Source organism: Nonomuraea sp. NPDC049637 (assembly GCF_040675235.1).
Taxonomy (GTDB): Bacteria; Actinomycetota; Actinomycetes; order Streptosporangiales; family Streptosporangiaceae; genus Nonomuraea.
In genome coordinates this window covers 131,476-152,433 of the sequence record NZ_JBFAOM010000023.1, presented here as the reverse complement: position 1 = coordinate 152,433, position 20,958 = coordinate 131,476, and the positions used below count along the sequence as shown (strand labels likewise).

Below are 20,958 nucleotides of genomic sequence, written 5' to 3'. Positions count from 1 at the left end.
TTAAGCACGCCGCCAGCGTTCGTCCTGAGCCAGGATCAAACTCTCCAAACAATGCTTGGAAAAGTGGTTGAATCCCAACCAAAAAGGAATCCGTCTTGGTCCGAAGACCTGACGGGGTTATGCATGTGTTTCATGCACTGGCTTTTAACACACTGTTGAGTTCTCAAGAAACGGACGCGTACTTCCTCACCAGAACCCGTTCCCGGATCCCCGCTCGGAGGCGTTCATCTCGTCTTGCGTTCTTTCGTTGTGTCTTAATTCTTTCAGCCGTTCAAGTCTCTGTCAAATTGACCGGACTTGCTCGACCTGCTGGAATTAAGTCGCGCCCCGCTTCCGGGACAACCCCTCTAACTTACTCCCAAGCCCGACTCTTGTCGAATCGACCTTCCGTTGGACGCGAACGTCCGCCGGAGTGGCAGTGTCTGGAGGTGGCCCCCGAGTGAGTCCGGCGATCAACGCCTTCCCCGTGGGACTGGTGAACTCTATGTACGGTCCCCAGAACCGTCAAATCGGCGGCCCGCCACACGCCGGCAAGGCATGGTGGGTAGGTATTCCGCCGTGCGAGATCAATCCGTGCCGAGAGCACTCATCCTCCTGGTGGGCATCGCCGGCGCGGTGATCGCCCTGTTCGGGCTGCGCGAGGTCAATTCCATCGTCGGGCCCGTCGTCCTGGCGCTCGTGCTGGTCATCGCCGTGGCGCCGGTGCGCAGCTGGCTGACGGCGCGGCGGGCGCCCATATGGGTGCAGGTGGCGGTGCCGTTCCTGATCGTGGTGCTGGTGCTGCTCGGCATGGTGGGGATCCTGACGATCTCCGTCACCCAGCTCGCCTCGCTGCTGCCCACGTACGCCAAGCAGTTCGAGGAGCTGCTGGCGGCCTCGCAGCACTGGGCCGCCACCCACGGGCTGGGCAACGACGTGCTGGCCAAGGCGGTGCAGGCGTTCGATCCCGGCCGGATGCTGGGGCTGGCGCAGAGCCTGCTCGGGAGCCTGATCGGCGTGTTGTCGAGCCTGTTCCTGATCGTGGTGCTGTTGCTGGCGATGTGCATCGACGCGCCGGTGACGGCGCGCATCCTCACCACCGGCGAGGGGAACCGGCCGCAGCTGGTGACGGCGCTGGCGACGTTCGCGCACAAGACGCGGCGGTATCTCATCGTCTCGACCGTCTTCGGGCTGATCGACGCGGTTCTCGACGTCATCGTGCTGTCGTTGCTGGACGTGCCGTTGCCGCTGTTGTGGGGGGTGCTGGCGTTGATCGCCAACTACATCCCGAACATCGGGTTCGTCATCGGGCTGCTGCCGCCCGCCCTGCTGGCGCTCCTGCACGGCGGCGTCAAGACGATGGTGCTGGTGGTCGTGGCCTACATCGTCATCAACGTGGTCACGCAGTCGTTCATCATGCCGAAGTTCCTGGGGGACGCGGTGGGGCTCTCGACCACGATGACGTTTCTGTCGCTGATCGTGTGGACGTTCATGCTGGGGCCGCTCGGCGCGATCCTGGCGATCCCGCTCAGCCTGCTGGCGCGGGCGGTGCTGATCGACAGCGACCCGAGCGCGAAGTGGGCGCAGGCGCTGGTGTCAGGCAAGATGCCGGACGGGTGAGAGCAGGCGGCCCAGCGGTACGCCGCTCAGCCGTTTCACGTCGTGGGACAGGTGGGCCTGGTCGGCGTAGCCGGCGCGGGCCGCCGCCTCCGCCGCTGGCACGCCCGCGCGGGCCAGGGTGAGCGCGTGCTGGAAGCGGACGACGCGCTGGAGGGTCTTGGGCGAGTAGCCGAAGGAGGCGACGCTGCGGCGGTGGAGCTGGCGTTCGCTGAGGCCGATGGCCCAGGCGACGTCACGCACGCTGCGGCCCATGCGCAGCGCCCCGGCGATGGCGGGCGCGGCCGGGTCGGGGGCGGGGGTCTCGCGCAGGCGGGTCAGGACGGCGGCGCGCATGGCCGCGAGCCGCGCCGCCGGGTCGGGCGCCATGGCCGCGTCGGCCAGCGGGGGCGGGACGGCGGGGGCGGGCAGGGCGGCGAGCGGGACGCGGCGGTCGCGCAGCTCGTGGACCGGGACGCCGAAGACGGCGCCCGCCGCGCCGGGTTTGAAGCGGATGCCGACGTAGGCGTCGCCCGCCGCCATCGGGGTGGGCACCGGGCCGGTGTCGGGGCCGGCCACGAAGAGGCCGCCGGGCCCCCAGATGAGGTCGACGCAGGCGTCGGGCACCACGAGCTGCGTGGTCTCGCCCTCGCTGACCTGGTGCCACACGCAGGCGACACGGCCGGAGAGAGCGTCGCCCGGGTGCCGTTCCGCGTACATGCCTCCAACGTACGCGACCCGGCCGACACAATCGGCTCAGGCGGGCAGGCGGCCGTACGCGTGCAGGGTGCTCAGGCGCGCCAAGGTCAGGTGGCCCGCCCATTCGTGGGCGGTCAGCGGGGTCCAGGTGTTCCAGTTCGGGTGCCAGCCGCCGTCGGGGGACTGGGCGGCGGCCAGGGCGTCCAGGTGGAGGTCGAGGGTGGCGACGTCGAAGAGGGGCAGGGCCGACGGCGCGGGCGCGAAGTCGAGGGGGTGGTGCACCGCGCCTTCGGCGTGCGGGTCGAAGGCGACCGTGGCCAGGACGGCTTCCCGCAGCCGGGCGAACTCGGCCAGTGCGCGATCCCGGTCGGGGACGTGTTCGAGGAACACGAGCAGGGCGCGGGCCTCGTACGGAGTGGTCTGCGTGAGCCCGGCGATGCGCGACCAGCAGAAGTCGGTGGCCGGCCCGAGCCAGGGGTGGGTGACGCCGTGCTTGTGCAGCAGTCCGGCGAGCGCGGCGGTGGGGTTGAGGTCGCCGGGCGGGTCGTCGGGGGCCTGCCACCAGGGCGCGCGCGGCATGTCGCGGACGGACGGCAGCACGAACGGCACCCCGCCCCCGGCGGCCGTGATGCCCGCCAGGTAGTCGCAGGCGGCGGCGACCATCGGCGAGTCGAAGGCGTCGAGCTCGTCGAGGATCCAGAAGGCGACCTCGACCGGTTGCGGCTGGCTGGCGGCGCCGCGCAGGTCGGGTTCCAGGGCGTTGCCGAAGCCGCCGTCGGCGTTCTGGTAGCAGCGCAGGGCGTCGAGCACGCGGGCGCGGGAGCCGCCCGCGAACAGGGCCTCGAACCTCAGCCTGTCGATGAGCCTGCCGTGGAGTCGCAGGAATTGTGCCGCTCGGTCGAGTGTGTCCATGTCCGCTTCCGTCGAGAGAGCCGTGTCCGGCGACGCTACCGCCGAGGGCGGGGACGGGTCTTGTCGGAATCGGACGCGTCCGCGGGTCACTTCATGAAGAAGACCGGGCCGCGCGGCCGGAAGGGCAGCGGCGCGCCCTGGGGCACCAGGAAGGCGTGCTCGCGGCGGATGCGCAGCACGTCGCACTGCCCGTCGGTGATCAGCAGGATGGGGCCGGCGGGCGGGAAGTCGTCGGCGCGTTCGAGCAGCTTGACGCCGGGCTGGAGGATCGTGCCGCCCCGGCCGCGCACCCTGACCCGGCCGGCGATGTCCTCGACCGGCAGGTAGCCGGCATCGTAGGCGGTGGCGTCGCAGAAGACGACCCTGGCCCGGGGCACGTCGCGGGCGGCGGCGTAGGAGGCGATGGCGCCGAGTGCCTTGCCGAGCAGCTTGACGTCCATGGAGCCGGAGGTGTCGAGGACGACGCCGAACGTCTTCCTGCGGACGACCTCCTCGGGCCGTACCCGGCCGGGGCGCGGGATGCCGGGGCTGGCGGCCTGGCGGCGGGAGGCGCGGGCGTACGAGCGGCGCGACTCCTCGGGCTGGAAGTGCTCGTCGAACCAGCGGGCGAGCTGGGCGTCCCAGGGCAGGGGCGGCTGTTCGAGCGCGCGGATCTCCTGTTCGAGACCTGCGGGCAGCAGGCCGCGCCCGCTGGAGTGGTGGTAGGCCAGGCCGGTACACAGGGCGTTGCGGTAGTAGTCATCGAGGTCGACGTAGCCGCGGGCCTGGCGTGCCGGGCGGTCGAGCACGTCGCCCACGCCGCGGCCGCGCAGGGTGGCCAGCTTGCGCAGGCGTCGCAGGTCGCCGGCGATCCGGTCGTAGACGGCCTCGGCGGACATCGCGCCGAGCGACTGGTCGAACAGCAGCCCTTCGGGCATCTCGCCGACGCCCATCTCGACCAGCCAGCCGTTGATCACGTAGTCGCAGGCGACGTTCCACAGGTACGGGTCGCGCATGCCGGCCCGTTCGCCGTGCCGCAGGGCTGCGTGCAGCATCTCGTGGGCGAGCACGAAACGCCACTCGTGCTCGGTGTGCGTGGCCAGCGGGTTGACGTAGATCTCGGCCGCCTCGGCGCTGACGGCGGCGATCGAGATGTCCCAGGCCCTGGCCAGCTCGGCGTCCGCGACGATCTTCATGCCCGCGGCCAGCGCGCCGAGCAGCGGGTACGACGACATGAACCAGCGAAGAGCGCCGTCCCAGGGGCCTTTGACGTGGCCTTCGACGGGGGTGCGCGGCGCGCCGGCCCGGTCGAGCGCGGACGTCGCGGACCAGGCGACGCCGATCGCGAAGCCGCGCTGGAAGTCGAAGTGCTCGGCGTCCTCCTCGGTGCCGATGTGGAAGTCGGGCGGGCCGAGCGGCTGGAACGGGGGCGGGACGCCGGCCCTGCGCCACCGTTCGGAGAGCGTGACCTCGTCCTCCTCGGGCAGCTCGGCGGGCAGCGGCGCGGGACAGTGTCCGATCTTGACCGTGCGCAGGAAGCGGTCGACCGCCAGGCAGCAGGCGGCGTGGTAGGCGGGGTCGGGCAGGTCGCCGTCGACGTCCTTGGGGGCGCAGGTGCGCGGGTCGGCGTGGCCGAAGCCCAGGTGGAGCAGCAGGTGGGCGAAGACCCATGCCCACTCCGCGGCGGGGGCGCGGCGTTTGGGGTGGAAGGTGACGTCGCCGTCCTCGCTGACGACGGCCCACGTCTCGGGCGGCAGCCGGCCGTCGGCCGCCTCCAGCAGGGTGCCGTGCAGGCCGGCGAACAGCGGGTGGCCCTTGACGGCGGCCCAGCCGTTCATGACCTCGGCCCGCCAGGGGTCGGCCTTGGGCTTGCGGCGGCTCACGAGCGGGCCGCCATGAGCCGGGGCACGTCCCTGCCGATCTCGACGAGGAACCAGGTGGGCAGCGCGGGCGCGCCGTCGGCGTCGTTGGCGATGACGAGCTGGGCGCATTCGAGGGAGATCTCGGCCAGCTCGACGAGCAGTGTTTTGGCGCGGAAGCCGAGGTCGCGGCCGCGGGCGGAGGCACCGCGCTTGTCGGCGGGCAGCTCCTTGATCAGGCGGGCGCGGAAGGTCTCGGCCAGGAAGTAGAGCAGGTCGCGCTCCTCGGGGCGGCGCGGCCAGGGCGCCTCGCCCTTGAGCACGGCGTCGAGGTCGTAGGCGTGCCGGACGGTCCTGACGTAGGCGCGGAAGGCGGAGGCGTGGGCGGTGGTGAGGGTGCCGAAGGCGAGCATCGCGAGGGTCTCGTCGCCGACGTCGTCGCCGTAGGAGGTGAGCACGTCGGAGAGCATGTGCCAGGCGCGCGGCGAGGAGAACGGCTCCTCGGTCTTGGGCGGCGGGCTCCACAGGTGGTCGGGGCGCTGGACGAGGTAGTCGACGATCCAGGGGTGGATGCCGTGGGCCGCCGCCCACTTCAGCCAGTCGTCGGCCGAGGCGCGCAGGTGCACGTGGACCAGGCGGTTGATCAGGGCCGAGGCCATCGGGCGGGCCAGCGCGTTGTCGGTGGCCCGGTTGCCGGCGCCGATCACGACCGAGCCGGCGGGCAACTCGTACGTGCCGATGCGGCGGTCGAGGATCAGCGAGTAGAACGCCTTCTGCACCTCGGGCGCGGAGGCGTTGAGCTCGTCGAGGAACAGGCAGTAGGGCTCGTCGCGGGCGATGGACTCCGGCGGCGCGAACCGGCTGCGCCCGCCGACCAGCTCGGGCACGCCGATCAGGTCTTCGGGGGCGAGCTGGGTGCCGAGCAGGGTGACGCAGTCGAGGCCGAGCGAGCCGGCGAACTCGCGTACCAGCGAGCTCTTGCCGATGCCGGGGGCGCCCCACAGGAAGACCGGGCGGACCACGGCGACGTGCAGCAGCACCTCGGGAAGCTGCGCAGGGGTGACGGTGACCGTTGCCTGCATGCCTCCAAGGGTGACGAACCGGGCGTTCCCCCGCATCACATTTAATCCTTTGCCCTGGTGGCGCCGTCCGGCCTACTGTCGGCGCCATGTGTTCCATGTTCTGCACCGTGTTCATCCGCATCCGCCGCGGCCGGGCTCTGGCCCGCTAGCGGACGGCTGACACCGCGCGTCCGCCGGCGCGCCCGGGGCCCTTCGAGACCTGTTCATCTCGAGGACCCGAAAGGGCAGTGCTGTGGCGCAGAACTTCGCGCACGGAAACTATTCACACACCCAGAAGAACGTCAGGAACGGCGGCGGCGGTCGTACGCCCGCCGACCGGCTCAGGCGTGAGCTCTCGCAGAACTTCCTGGCCGACCGGCATGCCGTGGAGCTGATGATCAAGGCAGCGGCGCCGGAGGGGCTGGTGCTCGAACCCGGCTCCGGGCCGGGCGTGCTCACGCTGGCGCTGGCCGAGGCCGGGGCGCGGGTGATCGGCTGGGAGCTCGATCCCCGGCTCGCCGGGCGGCTGGCCTCGCGTACGCGTGACGATCCGCGGATCGAGGTGGTCAGGGGCGACTTCACGGCCGCGCGGGCGCCGCGTGAGCCGTTCGCGGTCGTGGGCAACATCCCGTACTCGGTCACGTCGAGGATCGTCGACTGGTGCCTGCGGGCGCGCGAGCTGACCTCGGCGACGCTGCTCACCCAGCGGGAGTACGCGCGCAAGCGCACGGGCGACTACGGCCGGTGGAGCCTGGTCACGGTGTCGTCGTGGCCGTGGTTCGACTGGCGGCTCGGCGACACGATCGGCAGGGAGAGCTTCCGTCCGGTGCCGTCGGTGGACTCGGCGATCCTTCGCGTGCAACGGCGGCCCGAGCCGCTGGTGAGCGATCGTGGAAGCTACCTGGAGCTGGTCGAGCTGGGGTTCGGCGGGGTCGGCGGCTCGGTGCGCGCCTCCCTGCGCCCGCGCTACCGGGGGGTGGACGCGGCGCTCGGCGAGGCGGGCGTGGCCCGCGACGCCGTCGTGGGCCACGTGCACCCGGACCAGTGGGTGAGCCTGTGGCGGCGGCTAGAGCGCCGTTGAGGTGATCTTCGCCGGGACGGCGGCGACTCTGTCCTGGGCCGTCGAGACGCGGCGGACCCAGGGCATGGCCAGCAGCAGCACCGGCAGCAGCACGATGGAGGCGCGTGACCAGTCGCGGTGGAGGTACCACCAGTCGTTGACGCCGAACTGCGTCATGTAGAGGTAGCCGTAGGCGGCCCAGAACGAGGTGCCGACGATGGCCGGCCAGGCCCACCTTGTGGGCCTGGCCACCAGGAACGGCATGAACCACAGCAGGTACTGGGCGCCGAGGCGGGGCGTCATGACCATGAAGACCAGCAGGATGGCCGTGGTCAGGTCGATCGGGTCGGCCCGCCGCCACAGCAGCAGGACGGCGACGACGCTGACGTAGATGAGCTTCGTGCCGAACGAGGCCAGCCCCGGCATCAGGGCCCAGTCGCCGCCGGTGAACCACGGGCTGTAGCCCCATTCGCCGACGATCGGGCGGATGTCCTGGATGGTACGGATGACGGCGGGGATCTCGTCGAGCGTGGTGCCCGCGAAGATCGGCGAGGTGAGCAGGAAGAACACCGGGACGATGCCGGTCATGACGAGGGCGGCGATCCTGGCGCGCAGGTGGGGCAGGAGCAGCAGCATGCCGGGGATCAGCCAGATCGGCCAGCTCTTGGCGCACAGCGCGAGGCCCATGAGCAGCCCGGCCAGCATGGCGCGCCGCAGGTCGGCGCGGTCGTCGGAGCCGGGCGTGAGGGCGCGGCGCAGCGTGGCGACAGGGCGGCGCGCCGCGGCGCGAAGGCCGGCGACGTCGACGGTCGCGCCGGGACGGTCGGGCGCGCCGGGCCCGCGGGCAACCACGAACGCGGCCACGCCGAACACCAGCGCGACCGGCTCGACCTGGCCGTGCACGCTGGCGATGAGCACGGCCAGCGGGTTGAGCGCGTACTGGAAGGCGCGCAGGGACGCCTTGGGGCCGCCGGCCAGCTTGCCGACCAGCGGCACCAGCACGATGTCGGCGACGACGGTGACCAGGCGGCCGGCGTACTCCCACGGGATGCCGAGCCACAGCAGGATGCCGTAGACGTAGGGGATGGTGGGCAGGAAGTGCCAGCCGCCCTCGCTGGCCAGCACCGGGTCCTTGCCCTGCAGCACCGCCTCGCCGGCGGGCTTGAAGCTCTCCATGAAGTCGACGGGTTGCCATGAGTCGATCGCGGAGGTGTACATGATCAGCACGCGGACGGCGATGCCGACGAGCACGGCGACGTAGAGTGGCGGCCGCCAGTCGCGCCACTGGGCGACGAGGGCGAGCACGACACCGGTGACGAGGACGACCCCCGTGAGAACTGCGTAATCCATGGCGGCCCCTAGCCTGCCGTAACAATCTGAGTGCCGCCACCTGGGCTTCCAATTCTTATCCCCGACATGCGGACACGTAAGGCGATAGAACATGACTGTCTGTGTTGAACTTTTTCCATGGGGGGATCGCAGGTCAACCAGGCACTGGTCAGGCTCTACTTCGAGGTGAGGGACGGGGTCCGTGACCCGGTCGCGGCCTGGGCGAAACTCACAGGCAACTCTCAGGTCTACCAGGCGCGGCGCGGCGAGCGGCGCGTCCCGCTGGACGACGCCACGGCGGCCGAGCTGGCGGCGGCGGCGATCGTGCACACGGCGGCGGAGCACGGCGCGGACCGGGTCGCGGCGCTGGCGACGTCGCCGCTGGCGGGCGTGGTGGACGGGCTGGGCGGCGCGCTGCTGACCGAGCATCCGTGCGCGTCGGAGCAGGTGCTCGGGCCGCGGTTCACGGGGCCGGGCGCCGATGACTGGGCGCGGGCGGCGTACGTGCTGCTGTGGGGGGAGAACAACCGGCTGGCCCGGACGGCGGACACGCCCTGGGTGATCGCCGGGCGGTACAAGGGCCAGAAGGTGGTGGCGATCGGCACCCACCCGACCCGGTTGTCGGACGAGACGCTGGTCGTGCGGCCGGGCACGGACGGCGCGCTGGCGATGGCGATGGGGCACGTGCTGTTGAAGGAGTTCTTCCTGGACCGGCCGCCGTTCGCCGCGCACGCGATGGAGCGGACGGACCTGCCGTTCCTGGTGCGGCTGCGCGAGCGCGAGGACGCGTACGTGCCGGGCGGGCTGCTCGGCCGGTCCTGCGACCGGCTCAGCGTGTACGGCGGCGAGGCGGTGCAGGTGCTGCTGCCGCGCTTCGACTTCGGGCCGGGCGTGCTGCGGCGCGGCGTGCCGGTCGTCAGGGACGGCGGCGAGCTGGTGACCACGGTGTTCGACCTGCTGCTGGCCGCCTACGGCGTGGCGCGGGACGGGCTGCCCGGGGTGTGGCCGCAGGGGTACGGGGACCGGGAGCCGTACACGCCGGGCTGGCAGGAGATCTACACCGGGGTGGCCGCCTCGCGGACGGTGAAGACGGCGCGGGAGCTGGGCGTGACGGCGGAGAAGACCGGCGGGCGGTGCATGATCGTGCCGGGCCGGCTGGAGACGCCGCACGCCGACACCGCCTACCGGGCGATGCTGGCGCTGCTGGTGCTGACCGGGTGCGGCAGCGGGTGGGCGCAGCCGGCGGGCGGTGCGGGGATCCCGCTGGTGCCGTACCTGTGCCTGCACGCCTGCGGCGAGGACCGCGCCGACGTGGGCGCGCTGAGCTGGGCGCTGTGCGAGGGCCTGTTCGCGCGCCGCACGTCGCGGTCGGTGCTGCTGGAGGCGGTGCGCGACGGGTGGCCGATGGCTCCCTCGCCGCGCGTGCTGGCCATCCCCCGGCCGATCTACCCGCTGCCGCCGGAGGTCGATCTGCTCATCGGCCCCGACGAGCAGTGCGACCTCGCGCCGCCGGACGCGGGCCTGGTGGCCGAGGCGGTGGCCCGGCTGGCCGGGCGGACGTCCCGGGCGGACCCGGACGGCACGCCGGCGGACGGGCGCATGCGCCTGCTGGTCGACCACGCCTGGATGCACGAGTACGGCGAGGCGCTGCCGACCTACCGTCCGCCGGGGTTGGGGGTGCCGCTCAAGCCCACCCAGCTCGTCCGGCCGTTCACAGGCCGTTGAGGTAGGCCCGGTGGCTCCTTGAGAACTCGAAGGCGTTGTACCTGTCCCAGTTGATCGACCAGGTCATCAGGCCGCGCAGGTTCGGGTAGACGCCGCGTGGCCGGTAGGTGCCGCAGTTGCTGCCCTTGGCCAGGCAGTCGAACGCCTTCTGGACCTCGGCGACGGTGGTGAACCCGTTGCCCGCGTTGGGCGAGGCGGGCAGGCCGATGGCCACCTGGTCCTGGCGCAGCGGCGGGAACACGTTGTTCGGGTTGCCCATGATCGGGAAGCCGGCCAGCAGCATGTCCGTCATGGCGACGTGGAAGTCGTGGCCGCCCATCGTGTGGTACTGGTTGTCCAGGCCGGTGATCGGGCCGGAGTTGTAGTCCTGCACGTGCAGCAGGGTCAGGTCGTCGCGCAGGGCGTGGATGACCGGCAGGTAGGAGGCGGCCCTGCTGTCGGCCGAGCCGTTCGGGCCCGGGCCGTAGAACTGGTAGCCGAGCTGCACGAAGAACGTCTCGGGCGCCATGGTGAGCACGAACTTGGCGCCGTAGCGGCTCTTGAGCGCGCGCAGCGCGGAGATCAGGTTGACGACGACGGGCGTGGTGGGGCTGGCCAGGTTGGTGTCGCCCTGGTTGAGGTAGAGGGAGTGGCCCTCGAAGTCCACGTCGAGGCCGTCGAGGCCGTACCGGTCGATGATGGCCGCGACCGACTCGACGAACTTGTCCCTGGCCGCGGTGGTGGTGAGCTGCACCTGGCCGTTCTGGCCGCCGATGGAGATCAGCACCTTCTTGCCCTGGGCCTGCTTGGCCTTGATGGCGGCGACGAAGTCCGCCTCGGGTTCGACGTTCGGGCACTCGGCGACCGGGCACTGGCGGAAGCGGATGTCGCCGGAGGTCACCGAGGTGGGCTCGCCGAAGGCGAGGTTGATGACGTCCCATTCGGCGGGCACGTCGGCCATGCGGATGTATCCGGAGCCGTTGGCGAAGGAGGCGTGCAGGTAGCCGACCAGGACGCGCTTGGGCAGCCCGCCTCCCCCGCCGCCGCCGGCGGTCGTGGTGCCGGTGGCCTCGGCGGTGTAGGGCGAGCAGTTGCCGGCGGCGTCGCAGGCGCGGACCTTGAAGCGGTAGGAGGTGGAGGCGGCCAGGCCGGTGGCGGTGTGGCTGGTGGCGGTCACGGCGGCCGGGGCGCCGCCGTCGCGGGAGACCTCGTACCGGTCCACACCGACGTTGTCGGTGGAGGCCGACCAGGTGGCGGTGAGCGAGCTGCTCGTCGCGCCGCCCACGGTCAGGTTGCCGGGGACGGTGGGGGCCTGGGTGTCGCCGCCGCCTCCGCCGCCGGGCGCGCCGTCCAGGACGACATCGTCGGCGACGTAGGCGCTCTGGCCGTACCAGGAGTTGAGGTAGACGGTCACCGACGTGGTGGTGGCGCCGGTGGTGAACGTGGTGCGCAGCTGCGTCCAGGCCGAGCCGGGCGAGCCCCACGTCTGGGGGTCGGTGCCGCCGGTGCCGGTGGCGCCGAGGAAGACGTACCCGCCCTGCACCCAGGCCGACAGCGTGTACGACGACGACGGCTGCACCTTGATCTGCTGCTGGCAGCGGGCTAGGTCGGCGCCGGCCGGGGTGGCCTTGAGCGCCTTCGTCCCGCCGTGGACGGGCGAGGTGACGGCGGCCGCGCCGGCGGAGGCGCTGCAGGTCCAGCCGGTCAGCCCGTCCTCGAAGCCGGGATTGACGGCGATGTTGGCCGCCAGGGCGGGGGTGGCGGACAGGCCCGCCGTGCCGAGGGCGAGCGCGAGCGCCGCGACGGCGGTGCGCCACCTGAAGATGCCGGTCATCCGGTGAACCCCTTGAAGATGTTCGTGAACTCGTAGCTGGACTGGGAGATCCCGCTGCAGGTCGGGGAGACCTGGCCGTTGGGGCAGCCGCCGTTGTCGCGGGCGGCCGACCAGAAGCCGACGAATCCGATGTGGTTGCTGTTGGCCCAGGTCAGGAGCTTGCGGGCGTCGGCCTGGGTGGTGGTCATGCCGGTGTCGTTCTTGCCGATCATGGGGGTGACGCCGAGCGCGCGCCTCAGCTGGGCGTCGCTCCTGGCCGGCCAGACGCCCTTCATCTGGCCGAGCGTGGCCTGGGCGGCGGCGGTCATCGCGTCGCCCCAGTTGCCGGTGTAGCCGAAGTTCATCAGCATCGGGTTGACGATCACGTCGAGGCCCTTGGCGGCGGCGTCCTGGAGGATCTGCAGCGAGAACGGGTCCACGCCGTAGTCCTGGCCCTGGACGCGCAGCGTGTAGCTGATCACGGTGCCGCGCTCGGTCTGGAGCTGCTTGAGCGCGGTGTTGACCTTGTTCGCGTCGATGCTCGCCTCGACGTCGACGTCCAGGTGGTTGGTGCCGACGGTGTCGAGCACCTTCTTGTAGGCGGCCAGCAGCGCCGCCGAGGTGCCGCAGGCGTGCTCCAGGTACGGTCCGACCGCGCCGCCGCTGGCCACGACGACCTGGCCGCCCTGGGCCTGGAGGGCCTTGACGTCGTTGAGGATCCGGGTGTCGGCGAGCGGGATCGTGCCGCCCCAGGCCGGGTTGCAGCCGCTGCTGTCGCCGAGCACGAACGCCAGCGTGTAGTTCTTCACGCCGGTCGCGGCCGCCGCGCCCACCAGGGACGGGCTGGTCATCGTGATGTCGATGTAGGGGGCGTACCTGATGTCGCCGGCGGGCGGGACGGTGTCCTTGGAGGTGCGGCCGCCGGCCGGGGGCGAGTAGGCCGAGCAGTTGCCGGCGGCGTCGCAGGCCCGCACGCGGAAGGAGTAGGAGGTGTCGGGGGTGAGGCCGGTCGCGGTGTGGCTGGTCGTGGCGACGGCGACGGGGGCGGCCTCGTCCCTGGAGACCTCGTAGCGGGCGACCGAGCCGGAGTCGTCGGTGGAGGCCGACCAGGTCACGGTCAGGCTGGTGCCGGTCGGGCCGCCGACGGCCACGCCGCCGGGGACGGTCGGCGCCTGCGTGTCGGGCGGGCCGCCGGGGCCGTCGAGGACGATGTCGTCGGCGGTGTAGGCGCTCTGGCCGTACCAGCCGTTGACGTAGACGGTCACGGAGGTGGTGTTGGCGCCGGTGGTGAAGGAGGTTCTGAGCTGGCCCCACTGGTTGCCGGGGGCGCCCCACGTGCTGGCGTTGACGCCGGCGCCGGTCGCGCCGAGGAAGACGTAGGAGCCCTGGGCCCAGGCCGAGAGCTGGTAGGCGGTGCCGGGCTTGACGGTGACGGTCTGCTGGCAGCGGGCGAGGTCGGAGCCCTGCGGGGTGGCCTGGAGCGCCTGCGTGCCGCCGTGCGCGGGGGTGGTGACGGCCTGGGCGCCGGCCGGGCAGGTCCAGCCGCTCAGGCCGGACTCGAAGCCGGGGTTGGACAGGATGTTCGCGGCGGCGGCCGGGGTGGCGTGCAGGACGGTGAGTCCCAGTGCGGCCAGGGCCGTGGCCGCCGGTCCGCGCAGTCTCGTGCGGGGTCTCATGCGGGTCCTTTCGGGGGGTGCGGACCGCGCGCCGGTGCGGCCCGCCACCCGGAGGTGGCGGGCCGCCTCAGCGGGTCAGAAGCCAGCGGTGATCTTGGTGAACTCCCAGTTGTCCTGGGCGATGCCGCTGCAGTTCTCCGCGACGCCGCCACCCGGGCAGGGGCGGTCGCGGTTGACCGACCAGAACGCGAGCCTGGTCAGGCCGTGGGAGTTGGCGTAGTCGCGGATCTGGGTCCAGGTGCTCTGGTTGGTGAGCTCCTGCTGGTCGGACAGGCCGTTCATGCCGGAGATGCCCATGTGGGCGTACGCCTGGGCGTCGGTCCAGCCCTGGGCGGTCTTCAGGGCGTTCTTGAGCCCTTCGGCCGCGTTGACGGTGTTCTGGTACATGTTGGCGCCGCCGCCGAAGTCGAACGGCATGATCGTGTAGTTGTCGATCGGCACCGCCAGTTCCTTGGCGCGGTTGATCAGGCGGGTGCCGTAGTAGGTCGGGCCGGTGGTCGCGGTGCCGAAGGTCACGGCGATCTTGACGTTCGGGTTGGCCGCCTTGACGATCTTGAGGGCGTTCAGGATGCGGTCCTGGACGGTGACGTTCTCGAACTCGTCGGTGTTCTCGATGTCGAAGTCCACCACGGCCGGGCCGACGGCGTTGATGACCTTCTGCACCGCGCCGGCGAACAGTTCGGGCGTGGAGCAGTTCGGGCCGAGCTTGTTGCCCTGCCAGCCGCCGAAGGACACCTGCACGCTGCCGCCGGCCGCCTTGATGGCCGAGATGGCCTGCGCGTCCTGGCCGCCGGTGAGCGGGCGCTGCCCGTCCCAGGCCGGGTTGCAGCCGTTGCTGGCCAGGATGAAGGCCATCGTGAACGACTTGATGCCGGTCGCGCTCATCACCGTAGTGGGAGAGGGCGGGTCGCCCCAGCCGGTGTAGAGGTAGGGGGCGCCGGGCATCTTGCCGCCGGTCGGGCAGCCGGTGGTGGTCGCCGAGACGTCACGCCCGGCCGACTCGCCCACCGAGTTGTACGCCTTGACGGTGTAGGTGTGGCTCTGGCAGGCGCTCAGCCCGGAGATCGTCGTGCTGGTCCCGGTGACGTCGGCCTTCTGGGTCGCGCCCTCGTAGACGCGGTAGCCGGTCACCGTGCCGGAGGAGGCGCCCCACGACAGCGCGATGCTGGTGTCGGTCACGGTCGTGGTGACCGTGCCGGGCTGGCCGGGCGCGCCGGTGCCGCCGGGGGTGGTCACGCTGAGCGCGTTGCTGGCGCCGGACAGGTTCCCCGCGGCGTCGCGGGCCCGGACGGTGTAGCTGTAGGTGGTCGAGGCCGTCAGCCCGTTGTCGGTGTACGTCGTGCCGGTCGCGGTGCCGACCTGGGTGCCGCCGCGGTAGACGTTGTAGCCGGTCACGCCGACGTTGTCGGTGGAGGCGTCCCAGGCCAGGCCGGCGCTGGTGGCCGTGACGCTGGTCGAGCGCAGGTTGCCGGGCACCGACGGCGGGGTGGGGTCGCCTCCGCCGCTGCCCTGCTTCCACAGCGCGGGCACGTTCGGCGGCTCCCAGCCGGGCTGGGAGGTGTGACCCTGGAGGGCCACGTAGTCCACGCCGTTGTAGGTGACGGCGGCTCCGGTGGCGTAGGCGGTCCACGGCGCCCAGGCGGCGGCCAGCTGCTGCTGGGCGGCGGCGCCATAAGCGGTGGGGACGCCCGTGGCCAGGCCGGCCCCGGTGAGGGCGATGGCCAGGCCGGCCACCGAGCTGATCAGTCTGGTGCGTAATCTCATGGCATCCCCTGAAGGTGCGGCTTGACGGTCTTGGAGAAGGACCAGTTGTTGCTGGCGTCCCAGTTGATGGACCAGGTCATCGCGCCCCGGATGTCGGGGTAGGCGCGCGGCGGCACGAAGGATCCGCAACTGGTGCGCTTGGCCAGGCAGTCGAGCGCCTGGTTGACGAGGGAGGGCGAGACGACGCCGCCACCCGCGGCGCCGGGCCCGGCCGGCAGGCCCAGTGCCACCTGGTCGGGGCGCAGGCCGTTCTCCAGCTGGATGCAGGCCAGGGCGGTCATGAAGTTGACCGTCCCCTGCGAGTAGGCCGCGGACTGGTCGCAGCCGAGCATGGAGCCCGAGTTGTAGTACTGCATGTTGACGACCGTGAGGATGTCCTTGATGTTCAGGGCGAGCTTGAAGTACTCCATCCCGGTCGACTGCATGTCGATGGTCTGCGGGGCCATCATGATGATCAGGCCGCTGCCCGCCTTCGCGCGCAGCGCCCGCAGGGCCTGGCCCATGTAGGTGGCGTTGAGGCCGTTCTCCAGGTCGATGTCCACGCCGTCGAAGCCGTAGCTCTGCATCAGCGCGTACACCGTGTCGGCGAACTTCGTGGCGGCCGCGCCGCTGGAGACCTGCACCCGGCCGGCCTCGCCGCCGACCGACAGGATGACCTTCTTGCCGCGCTGGTGCAGGGCCTGCACGTCGGCCTTGAACTGGGCGTCGGTGTAGCCGCCGAGCGCGGTGGAAAGGCCCGGGTCGACCGAGAAGACGACCTCGCCGGCGGTGGAGGTGGCCTCGCCGAAGGCGACGGCGACGACGTCGTACTCGTTGGGCACGGCCGACAGCTTCAGCTCGGTCGCGGCGTTGACGAAGTTGTGCCAGTAGCCGGTGAGGAAGTGCTTGGGCAGCGGGTCGGTGGTGCAGCCCGGGGTGGTGAAGGCCGCGGCGTCGCTGGGCGGGCCGTCGCCGGCCGCGTTGGAGGCGGTGACCGTGACCGAGTACGAGGTGCAGGCGGTCAGGCCGGTGAGGGTGTGGGAGGTGCCGGTCACCGTGGCGACCTGCGAGCCGTTGAGGCGGACCCCGTAGCCGGTGGCGCCGTTGACCGCCGGCCAGCTGAGCGTGGCGCCGGTCTGGGACGTGCCGGACACGGTGATCGGGCCGGCCTTGCCGGGCACGCCGGTGCCGCAGCCCGTGGTCGTCGCGGTCACGGCGTCGCCGGCGGCCGACTCGCCCGCCGAGTTGTACGCCTTGACGGTGTAGGTGTGGCTCTGGCAGGTCCCGAGGCCGGAGATCGTCGCCGTGGTGCCGGTGACGGTGGCCTTGACGGCGCCGCCTTCGTAGACGCGGTAGCCGGTCACCGTGCCGGCGGAGGCGCCCCAGGACAGGGTGATGCTGGTGTCGGTGCTGGTCGCGGTGGCCGTGCCGGGCTTGCCGGGGACCTCCACGGTCGTGCCGCCGCACGAGGAGCCGTTCAGGGTGCAGCCGGTGATGCCGGGGAAGTTGCCCGGGGCGCCGTTGAAGCCGAAGCTCGTGCTCGCCCCGGCCGCCAGCGGTCCGGCCCAGCTCGGCGCGGTGAACGTGTAGTGCTGGCCGCTCCTGGTCAGGACCGCGTCCCAGGCGGACGGGATGGAGAACCCGGCCGGCACGTCGAACTGCACGTTCCAGGCCAGGGGGGCGGTGGTGCCGTTGACGACGGTGACCTTGCCCTCGAAGCCGGACCCCCAGTCGGCGACCTTGACGAAAGTCGCGGTGGCGGCGGCGGCGTGGGCGGGCAGGGCCAGGAGACTCAGTGCGAGGGTCGCGAGCGTTAAGAAGATCGCGCGAAATCTCACTGTCGATTTCCGTTCTTCTGGCGTGCCGTACGGCTTGCACCGGGGGGTGAGAGCGCAAGCCGTACGGCACGGCCCGTGGAGATGAGACACGGGCCTTTTCGGGGGGTGTCGGCGCAGGCCGGTGGAAAGGCAGGCGCGCGCGGAGCTTGCAGCGGCAGTCAGGGCCGGTGCGTCCGGCCGGGCCGCGTGACCGCTCCAGCGGCTGGGAAAGGTGGGGGGTGTGCACGCCCGCAGCACCGGGGGCGTGGGAGAAGGGGTCGTTCGGGCGGATGTCTCCGCAGCTCAGCGATGAGTCATGCGGGCGGCGAGCGAGTCATGGGCCATCCGATCCATGATTTCTTTTAGGAAAGTTTCCTAAGAGTTGTCGCGATCGTAGCCTTGACACCCTGTGCTTACAAGACCCAATCACGTGACGGCCCGTGACGTGCCGAAACGCGGGGTGCCGGAGCCGACGGCAGCGCCCCCTCGCCCGGACCGGGGTCCGGACGAGGGGGCGCGACGATCGGGTCAGGGCTGCTGGGTGATCTTGACGTCGTCCACGCCGGCCTCCACCAGGGAGGCCCCGGAGGCGTCGGCCGCGTCGATGAGGATGCGGACCGTCTGGCCCGCGTAGGCGGTCAGGTCGGCCGTCGCCACGGCCCAGGCGCCGTTGCGGTTCGTGGCCGCGCCGGCCTGCTGCAACACGGTGGTCGTGGTGCCGCCGACCACGCGGACCCGGAAGTAGTCCGCGCTGGAGGCGTTCGAGCCGTGCGCCAGGTACCACGACAGCGACAGGCTCAGCGTGCCCGTCGAGGGCAGCGTGATCGGCGGCGACTGGATCGAGCTGACGCCGCCGTCGAGGTCGTAGTCACCGGCCGCGGCGCCCGCCAGGCGGCCGGTCACCAGGTCGTTCGTGCCGCTGACCGTGGTGCCGAGCTGCTTGGCGCCCGAGGAGGTGGTCGCCTCGGGGTCGCCCCGCTCCCACGCGCCCGTGGTGGCGGTGTCGGTGCCGGACGGGTTCACCGTCCAGCCGGTCGCCGTCTCGAACGTGTCGGACCAGACCGTCACCGGCGGCGTGCCGGTGCCGCAGTACTGGGACTCCTTGCCGATGATCCGGTAGACGCAGTCGGAGTACTCCAGGAAGCGCAGCACGGCCTCCTTGTTGCGGGTGGTCTGCGGGACGATCTGCTCGTCCGGCGGGTAGAAGCCGGGGCTCGCGCCGACCGGGTACATCTCGAACGTGAAGCTGAAGATCTTGTACTGGCCCCACATCCAGTCGTCGATCGTGCCGTCGGTGATGTAGAGGTCGCTGGACTGCTCGGGCGTGTAGCCGTTGGTGCCGGCCATGTTCTGGCCGAGGGTGGCGTGGGCGTCCCGGTCGTCCTGGGTCAGGCCGGGCGCGGTGTCGTCGTAGGTGAAGCCGTAGGGCCACAGGACCAGCTCGCTGTAGGTGTGCCAGTCGAGGTTCGTCCTGATCTGCTGCACGCCGCCGACGACCCGGCTGCGCACCCAGTCGGCCGCCGCCTTGACCTCGGGGGCCGACTCGGCGCTCGCGCCGCGGTAGGTCTCGCTGGAGGTCGAGCCCGAGGAGCCGCCGCAGCAGCCCCACTGGTAGGCCCAGTTGCGGTTGAGGTCGGTGCCGACCGAGGAGGAGCCGGAGTTCGGCTGCCGGTTCTTGCGCCAGGAACGGTAGGTGCCGCTGGCGATGTCGTACTCGCCGCCGTCCGGGTTGAGGTCGGGCATGATCCAGATCTCACGGGTGTTGACCAGGTTCGTGATCCTGGCGTCGGTGCCGTAGTTGTCGGTCAGCAGGTGCATGATGTACAGCGCCATCTCGACCGTGAGGTGCTCGCGGGCGTGCTGGTGGGCGGTGAACAGCACCTCGGGCTCGGCCTCGTCCGTGCCCACGTTGTCGCTGATCTTGACCAGGCGCATCGGCCGGCCCTCGTACGAGGTGCCGAACGTGCTCTGGCTCATGATCCCCGGATGCGCCGCGACCAGGGTGTTGATCTCGGCCGTCATCTCCGCGTAGTTGTGGTAGCCGGAGTCCGACGGCGGGAAGTCGAACGTCCCGACGGCGTCCGGCGGCGCCGGGCGCGGGGCCTCCGTCACCCGGTAGCCGAGCCGCCTGATGGCCGCGACCTCGGCCGCCGTGGCGGTGACCAGCACCGAGTTCGGCTGCACGTCCTCGATGGCGGCGCCCGTCGCCGCCACGGCGCTGCGCTGGCGCGCGTCGGCCGGGCCGGCGACCCGGTACTGCTTGTTCGCCGGTGGTTCCGCGCCGGCCCCGGCGCCGGTCATGCCGGTCAGGCTGACCATGCTCAGGACCGCCAGCAGAATGAGTAATCGGCGTTTCACCTCGTCCTCCTCGCCCGCGCGGGACTGGGGGTTTGACCCGCGCCTGAACTGAGAGTGAAGACGATGGGTGCCCTAGGAAAGGCCCAATTTTCCGTCGAACCGGACCAGGGCCTCTTCCAGCGGTTTCCTGGCAAGATCCGGCACCTCGGCGTCGGGGGCGGCGTACCCGACGGGGAACAGGATGTAGGGCCGCTCGTTGGCCGGGCGTCGGCAGATCTCGCTGAGGAAGGCCATCGGGTTGGGGGTGTGGGTGAGCGTGGACAGGCCCATGGCGTGCAGGGCGGTGATGAACAGGCCGCAGGCGATGCCGACGCTCTCGTTGACGTAGTAGTGCTTGACCCTGCGGCCGCCGGGGCGCACGCCGTACTTCTCGGCGAAGCACACCACCAGCCACGGCACGACCTCCAGGTAGCCCTTGTCGGAGGTCGTCTCCAGCGGGGCCAGCGCCTCGCGCCACTCCTGCGGCAGCCTGCCGCCCTCGTAGTTGCGGCGTTCCTCCTCCTCGGCGGCCTCGCGGATGCGCCGCTTGACCTCCGGGTCACCGATCACCACGAACTTCCACGGCTGCTGGTGCGCGCCCGACGGCGCGGTGTTGGCCGCCCGCACGGCCAGCTCGACGCACCGGTACGGCACCGGCTCGTCGCTGAAGAACCGCACGCTGCGCCGCCGGTCGGCCAGCGCGTGGAACTCCTCCCCGCGCTTGATCATCTCGTCGGCGTCGTAACGTTCGGGCCGGTAGGGGACGAACGGAAACTGGTGCTCCATAAGATCCGCAGTCTCGGCACGACCGGCGGGTCTGACAACACCGCTCGCCGTATGCTGCCGATCTGACAGCCGAATCGGCTTTTGGGAGGCGAATATGCCGGCACGTCGCCGCGGGCTCGACGATCTGGATCTGCGCGTCCTGCGACTGGTCGCCGACCGGCCGCGCAGCGGGCTGCTGGAGATCGCCCGGCTGCTCGGGGTGGCGCGGGGGACCGTACAGGCCAGGCTGGACCGGATGGCCGCGGACGGCGTGATCATCGACTACGGCCCGAACCTGTCCCCCGCCGCGCTCGGCTACCCGGTGCAGGCGTTCACCACCCTGGAGGTCGAGCAGGCCGCCCGCGAGCACATCTCCAGGACCCTGGAGTCCATCCCCGAGCTGCTCGAAGCCTGCATCGTGACCGGTCCCGGCGACGTCTGGTGCCGCGTCGCGGGCCGCGACAACGAGCACGTCCAGCGGGTGATCGACCGGATGCTGACGATCCCCGGCGTGCGCCGGAGCACCACCGTCATCGCGCTGTCCACCGTGGTGCCGCACCGGGTGCAGCCGCTGGCGGCGGCTGACAGGCAGCTGCCAGGCGGCTGCCAGCCCCCTCCGCGACCGTAGG

Annotated in this window: 15 protein-coding genes; 4 read left to right on the top strand and 11 right to left on the bottom strand. The window is 71.5% G+C overall.

Annotated features, from left to right (window positions below):
* The first annotated feature begins 573 nt into the window (after nt 1-573).
* Nucleotides 574-1,599, top strand: coding sequence for an AI-2E family transporter (locus AB0J71_RS29185; protein WP_352326083.1), 1,026 nt, complete (start codon nt 574-576; stop codon nt 1,597-1,599).
* On the opposite strand, the gene AB0J71_RS29180 is transcribed toward AB0J71_RS29185, so the two are convergent.
* The 4 genes from AB0J71_RS29180 to AB0J71_RS29165 form a co-directional block, all read right to left on the bottom strand.
* Nucleotides 1,576-2,295: a DUF6597 domain-containing transcriptional factor gene (locus tag AB0J71_RS29180; protein WP_364416964.1), complete on the bottom strand. Its 720-nt coding sequence runs from the start codon at nt 2,293-2,295 to the stop codon at nt 1,576-1,578. The two genes, AB0J71_RS29185 and AB0J71_RS29180, sit on opposite strands and share 24 nt — an antisense overlap.
* A 36-nt stretch (nt 2,296-2,331) precedes the next feature.
* Nucleotides 2,332-3,186 (bottom strand): hypothetical protein, encoded by an 855-nt coding sequence (locus AB0J71_RS29175; RefSeq protein WP_364416962.1) that lies wholly within the window; start codon nt 3,184-3,186, stop codon nt 2,332-2,334.
* 86 nt (nt 3,187-3,272) lie between these two features.
* Nucleotides 3,273-5,048: a hypothetical protein gene (locus AB0J71_RS29170; RefSeq protein WP_364416960.1), complete on the bottom strand. Its 1,776-nt coding sequence runs from the start codon at nt 5,046-5,048 to the stop codon at nt 3,273-3,275.
* Complete coding sequence (locus AB0J71_RS29165; RefSeq protein ID WP_364416958.1) at nt 5,045-6,106, bottom strand: MoxR family ATPase; 1,062 nt, start codon at nt 6,104-6,106, stop codon at nt 5,045-5,047. The genes AB0J71_RS29170 and AB0J71_RS29165 overlap by 4 nt, the downstream gene beginning before the upstream one ends.
* Nucleotides 6,107-6,338: 232 nt before the next feature.
* Between AB0J71_RS29165 and erm the strand changes: the two genes are divergently transcribed.
* Nucleotides 6,339-7,166: an ErmE/ErmH/ErmO/ErmR family 23S rRNA (adenine(2058)-N(6))-methyltransferase gene (gene erm, locus AB0J71_RS29160; RefSeq protein ID WP_364416956.1), complete on the top strand. Its 828-nt coding sequence runs from the start codon at nt 6,339-6,341 to the stop codon at nt 7,164-7,166.
* Here erm and AB0J71_RS29155 read toward each other — a convergent pair.
* On the bottom strand, nt 7,152-8,495 hold the full coding sequence (locus AB0J71_RS29155; protein WP_364416954.1) for a hypothetical protein: 1,344 nt from the start codon (nt 8,493-8,495) through the stop codon (nt 7,152-7,154). The genes erm and AB0J71_RS29155 overlap by 15 nt on opposite strands.
* A gap of 117 nt (nt 8,496-8,612) precedes the next feature.
* On the opposite strand from AB0J71_RS29155, the gene AB0J71_RS29150 reads away from it, so the two are divergent.
* Complete coding sequence (locus tag AB0J71_RS29150; protein ID WP_352326092.1) at nt 8,613-10,199, top strand: molybdopterin-dependent oxidoreductase; 1,587 nt, start codon at nt 8,613-8,615, stop codon at nt 10,197-10,199.
* Here AB0J71_RS29150 and AB0J71_RS29145 read toward each other — a convergent pair.
* The 6 genes from AB0J71_RS29145 to AB0J71_RS29120 all read right to left on the bottom strand — a co-directional run bounded on the left by AB0J71_RS29145 (nt 10,186) and on the right by AB0J71_RS29120 (nt 20,350).
* Nucleotides 10,186-12,012, bottom strand: coding sequence for a glycoside hydrolase family 18 protein (locus AB0J71_RS29145; protein WP_364416952.1), 1,827 nt, complete (start codon nt 12,010-12,012; stop codon nt 10,186-10,188). The two genes, AB0J71_RS29150 and AB0J71_RS29145, sit on opposite strands and share 14 nt — an antisense overlap.
* Nucleotides 12,009-13,667, bottom strand: a complete 1,659-nt coding sequence (locus tag AB0J71_RS29140; protein ID WP_364416950.1) for a carbohydrate binding domain-containing protein — start codon at nt 13,665-13,667, stop codon at nt 12,009-12,011. Before AB0J71_RS29140 ends, AB0J71_RS29145 begins: the two co-directional genes overlap by 4 nt.
* Before the next feature lie 75 nt (nt 13,668-13,742).
* Nucleotides 13,743-15,431 carry a carbohydrate-binding protein gene (locus AB0J71_RS29135; RefSeq protein WP_352326095.1) on the bottom strand — a complete coding sequence of 563 codons (1,689 nt, stop codon included), beginning with the start codon at nt 15,429-15,431 and terminating at the stop codon, nt 13,743-13,745.
* The gene (locus AB0J71_RS29130; RefSeq protein ID WP_364416948.1) at nt 15,428-17,248 is read right to left on the bottom strand and encodes a glycosyl hydrolase family 18 protein; all 1,821 of its coding nucleotides are present in this window, start codon (nt 17,246-17,248) and stop codon (nt 15,428-15,430) included. The genes AB0J71_RS29135 and AB0J71_RS29130 overlap by 4 nt, the downstream gene beginning before the upstream one ends.
* A 507-nt stretch (nt 17,249-17,755) precedes the next feature.
* The gene (locus AB0J71_RS29125) at nt 17,756-19,585 is read right to left on the bottom strand and encodes a M14 family zinc carboxypeptidase (protein ID WP_364416946.1); all 1,830 of its coding nucleotides are present in this window, start codon (nt 19,583-19,585) and stop codon (nt 17,756-17,758) included.
* Nucleotides 19,586-19,657: 72 nt separating this feature from the next.
* On the bottom strand, nt 19,658-20,350 hold the full coding sequence (locus AB0J71_RS29120; protein ID WP_352327563.1) for a nitroreductase family protein: 693 nt from the start codon (nt 20,348-20,350) through the stop codon (nt 19,658-19,660).
* Between the two features lie 94 nt (nt 20,351-20,444).
* On the opposite strand from AB0J71_RS29120, the gene AB0J71_RS29115 reads away from it, so the two are divergent.
* Nucleotides 20,445-20,957: an Lrp/AsnC family transcriptional regulator gene (locus AB0J71_RS29115; protein ID WP_352327564.1), complete on the top strand. Its 513-nt coding sequence runs from the start codon at nt 20,445-20,447 to the stop codon at nt 20,955-20,957.
* The last annotated feature ends 1 nt before the right edge of the window (nt 20,958 follow it).